Genomic DNA, 4,015 nt, shown 5'->3' on the forward strand with positions numbered 1-4,015 from the left:
GCTCGAACTAGCCAAGGAGAAACTCATCCCCCATTGATGGCTCGTTCTTTGTAGGCCCGACTACCTGTCAGATCGAGTCCCGGCTAATACAGTTGACAAGACCCTTGCCGAACATCATCGGCGCGCGCTTGAACTCGAATCTCCTACCGGAGCCACGAACTCAAGCGCGCCAAGAAAACGGCATTCAAGAAAGTGAAACGATGTCTGTGAATCGCACACATAAGGAATCCTATTCAAATAAAACATCCCCTTAGCCGATTGCCACTATCGCGACAGAATCACATCAACCGCTCTCGCGCCTGCGCTCGATCCGCTCGTGCTCGTAGGCGACGTTCGCCATGTGGCGCAACTCCTCTAGCAGGGCGTCCTGCCAGCGAGCGTCGACGAACAGCGTCGGAGACAATGCCTTGCACGCCCGATACAAGGCCTGCAGCAATATGGAGTGTTCGCTGTGCCGGCTCAGCAGCGCGCTGCGCCCCGCCACATCGGCCAGCAGCGCGTCCAACTCCTGCGGCGACTGCAGCAAGGACAGCAGAAACAGCAGCCAATCAGCTTCGTTGCCATTGAACTCGCAGACTTTCTCGTTTGCCAGCAAGCCGCCCACAAACACAGCATCGCTGGAGCGCAGCAGTTTGAGTTGGCCAAGCCGCCCCAGCAGATACCCAAACTCCAGCCGCGAACAACTGGCGTCCTGCGAGTCGATGTCCGCCAGAAGTGCGCCCTCCATGAAGTCCAGCACGGTCGCGCGGCGCTGGTAGCCGTAGCTCCCGATCCAGTCGGCGTAGACATCCACTTCCCTTGCCTCGGATTGCAGGAACTGCCGATAGCTGGCGCGCAACAAGCCGGGACTCAACTGCAGCGCCTTGCCGAACAGCCTGGCCTTGAGCGCGCAATTGATTCCGGCCTTCAGCAATTTAGGCTCGGCCTGATCCTCCACTTGCTTGAGCAGCGCTTGCAAGCGCTTGCGCACCATCTCTTCCATCTGGTGGCGTCGCAACAGCTCGCGCAGCACCAACACCAGGTCGCTGTCGTCGGGAAACAGCACGCGTGCCTGGCGCAGCAACTCCGCCATACTGATTCCATGCGCCTTAGCCACCTGGATAATCTGCTGCGCCTTCGGTTGCGCCTCCTCGTCCAGCACGCGCTCGAAGCTGTCGGCCAGGTGGCCTAGCTTCTTGTCGTAGTCGCGACGATTGCGAAACTGCGTCAGCGCGGCCGCCATTTCATCGGTGGACTGGACAAAGCGCTGCACCTCGGCGGCAGGATTGGTATCATCCGCGCGCTGCGCCTCCGCCTGGAACGCATCCCCCTTCCCCACCACATCGCGCTGCGCATCCTGCCTCGCCTGATGCTTGGCCGAGCGCAGGCCTATGGTCGGCATCGGGCGCGCGCTAATCTCCACGGCGGACCCCGTGATCTAGGTAGTCGCGAACCCACCGCTGCAGCGGATCATTGCCGATGCCCGCCTGCTTGGTCACATCCCCCGCCAAGTCGCTGGCATCCGGAGTCAGCGGATCGACGATCTCGCGCGGCTGAATCAGGAACACCCGCACGGTATTGCTCTGATTCTGGCTGCGATAGCGAAACAAGCCACCTACCAAAGGCAACTTCCCCAACCCGGGGATCGTGGCGGTCCGCTCTCCGCTGGAATCGCGAGTATAGCCGCCGATCAACAAGCTTTTGTCCTGCGGCACGCGCGCCACTGTGCTGATGCGGGTGCGGCCGACTTCGGGCAAAGCGTCGGGACTGGAATTTTCATCGTCCGGAGCCTTGGCCTCGCGTCCATCCTCGATATTCAACGACATCTCGATCTGGCCATTGGCGGAAAAACGCGGCAACACGCTGATCAGGGTGCCGTAGGTCACGGATTGCAGGTTGGCCGTGCGCTCCCCAACCAACTTGGCATAGAACGTGCGGTTGTTATCGAATAGCGCCGGCACGTTTTCCTGCGTCAGCACCACCGGACGCGATACCACTTGAGCCTTGTCCTTCTGCTCTAGCGCCATGACGGACGCGATGAAACGGCTGCCGTCCAGCGTGCTGACGGAGCCGGCCTGATTCAGCGTCACGCCCAGCTTGTCACCGATCGTGGCCGAACCGCTCCACTTGACGCCCAACTGGTCCAGATCTCCTTTATCCAGGTCGATGATCCATAGCGACAGCTCGACGTGGCGCTTCGGAATATCCAGCGCCTCGGCCAGCTTTTCGATGAAACGCACTTGCTCGGTCGTACCCTTAACCAACAGGCTGTTAGTGTCCGGATAGGCGATGACCTTGATGTCGCCGGCCGCGACCTCCTGCTTTAGCGCCTCCGGCAGGCTGAGCCCGCCCGGATAGGCCGCCACCTTCGATTCTCCGCCACTGGGAAAATCCGGCATCGCCGGAATATCGTCGCGATGCGCCGGCGGACGCAGCGGCGCACCGCTCGCAGCGCTCTGCAAGGGCTTTCCCTCGCCGAGCAACAGCTTCTCGATCACAGTCGCCATGCCGGGGATGACAATCTTCTGGTCGCGCAATTCGTAGCTTCTATCGCTGACGAAGGTATTGTTCAGCCGCACCACGCCTATCTTCTGCCGACCCAACTCCACGCCATTGCTCTGCTTGTCCATGAAGGTAGCCGCATTGACCACCAGATCGACGAAAACCGCCGGGCCAGAGACGTAGAAAGTACCACTGCGAGCATCGCCACGCAACGGATACCGCCGGTCATACAAGCCAGAACGGCGCAGAAAATCATTGAACGCGCCCAAGGACACATTGTGCAGCGATACCACCGCGTTGCGAATCTCGCTGGCGTCGTAGACGTAGATGGCCTGCCCATCGTGATACCAGATCAACCCCAGCTGCTGCGACAGTTTGTCCAGCAGCGCCTGCGAGCCGTTCAAATCGAACTCGCCGCTGATCTGCTTGCGCGCGGCCAGCTTGCTGACGATGATGGGCTTTTTCAGCTGCGCGGCCAACGCGTCGAAAAAGCTGCGCAAACTCTCATTCTTGGCGACATATCCGCTGCCGGCGGAAGCCGTTGGCCCTAATGCCCAGGCGACGGGAGGCGTTAGTAGTACCGCGCATGCCAGAAACCATGCGCACAAGTGATGTTTCTTCATTCTGTGGCTAATTGGATGATATTGCATAAGCTGCGCGGAGACATTCCAAGCAGCCCTTTTATTTCATTTGAAAAATGAGATGAAGAAGCATAGCCATGCATGAGGGCGACCTGGGTCAGGCTTTCTCGCCCCTCCACCACGTCCAGCATCGAGCGCGCCATCCGCCAGTCCCGCAGCTCGGTCTTGGCTGCACTGCCCAAGGCGTGGCGGCATAAGCGGCGGAAATGAGAATATGACACGCCGTAACGCTGCCCTAGATCCTGCAAGGTATTGCTGCCCGTCGACTGCGCCAGCAGAAACCGCACCAGCCAGTAGCTCTCGCTATGGCGCAACAAGTCGAGGAATGGCGAAAACGAAGCCGGCTCTTCCAACATCTGCAATAGAAACCAGTATTCGCAGCGTTTGCGTTCCTGCCAAACCGACGGCTCCTCATGGGACAGCAAAGACCAGGCAGCGAACTCTGCGCCCGCGGCCTCCACGCCATTCGCTTCGTCGATGAAAGCCAGCAGCTTGCTGAACACTTTCAGCTTGAGCGGACGCACTCTCAACTCTCCCGCGGCGACGCGAACCTCGACGCGATCCAGCAGCAATATGCCTTGCCAGCCGTCCGGCGCCTCCCACAACTCACTACCCTCTTTCCATGTCAGCTCCAGACGTGCTCTTTGATCCGGACTGAGCTGCAGCAACCAAGCCTCTTGAGCCGGAACGCTGCGTCTGGCGCCTGAGCACAACGCTTCCTGCGAATTTAACACTTCGTGATCTGTCATCAGTCAATGCCCTACTAGGGTCAGTTCACATTCTCACCGGCGGCCCAAAGGCTCAGGCAAGCACCGCGAAGGCGAGATAGTTGCCCGCGATTGTCGCAACGAGTGACGACGCGACGAAAATGTTTGATGCGATTGAAGAAACGT

3 protein-coding genes are annotated in these 4,015 nt (G+C 59.7%); all 3 read right to left on the reverse strand.

The window, feature by feature from the left end:
- Positions 1–283: 283 nt before the first annotated feature.
- The 3 genes from ACPUER_RS35990 to invF are packed head-to-tail and all read right to left on the reverse strand — an operon-like array spanning position 284 to position 3,871.
- The gene (locus ACPUER_RS35990) at positions 284–1,381 is read right to left on the reverse strand and encodes a YopN/LcrE/InvE/MxiC type III secretion system gatekeeper (RefSeq protein ID WP_425133482.1); all 1,098 of its coding nucleotides are present in this window, start codon (positions 1,379–1,381) and stop codon (positions 284–286) included.
- A gap of 10 nt (positions 1,382–1,391) precedes the next feature.
- On the reverse strand, positions 1,392–3,104 hold the full coding sequence (gene sctC / locus ACPUER_RS35995) for a type III secretion system outer membrane ring subunit SctC (protein WP_425133483.1): 1,713 nt from the start codon (positions 3,102–3,104) through the stop codon (positions 1,392–1,394).
- Positions 3,101–3,871, reverse strand: coding sequence for an AraC family transcriptional regulator InvF (invF, locus tag ACPUER_RS36000; RefSeq protein ID WP_425133484.1), 771 nt, complete (start codon positions 3,869–3,871; stop codon positions 3,101–3,103). Before invF ends, sctC begins: the two co-directional genes overlap by 4 nt.
- Positions 3,872–4,015: the final 144 nt, after the last annotated feature.

Source organism: Burkholderia sp. DN3021, from assembly GCF_049805555.1.
In the GTDB taxonomy this organism is placed as follows: Bacteria; Pseudomonadota; Gammaproteobacteria; order Burkholderiales; family Burkholderiaceae; genus Burkholderia; species Burkholderia pyrrocinia_C.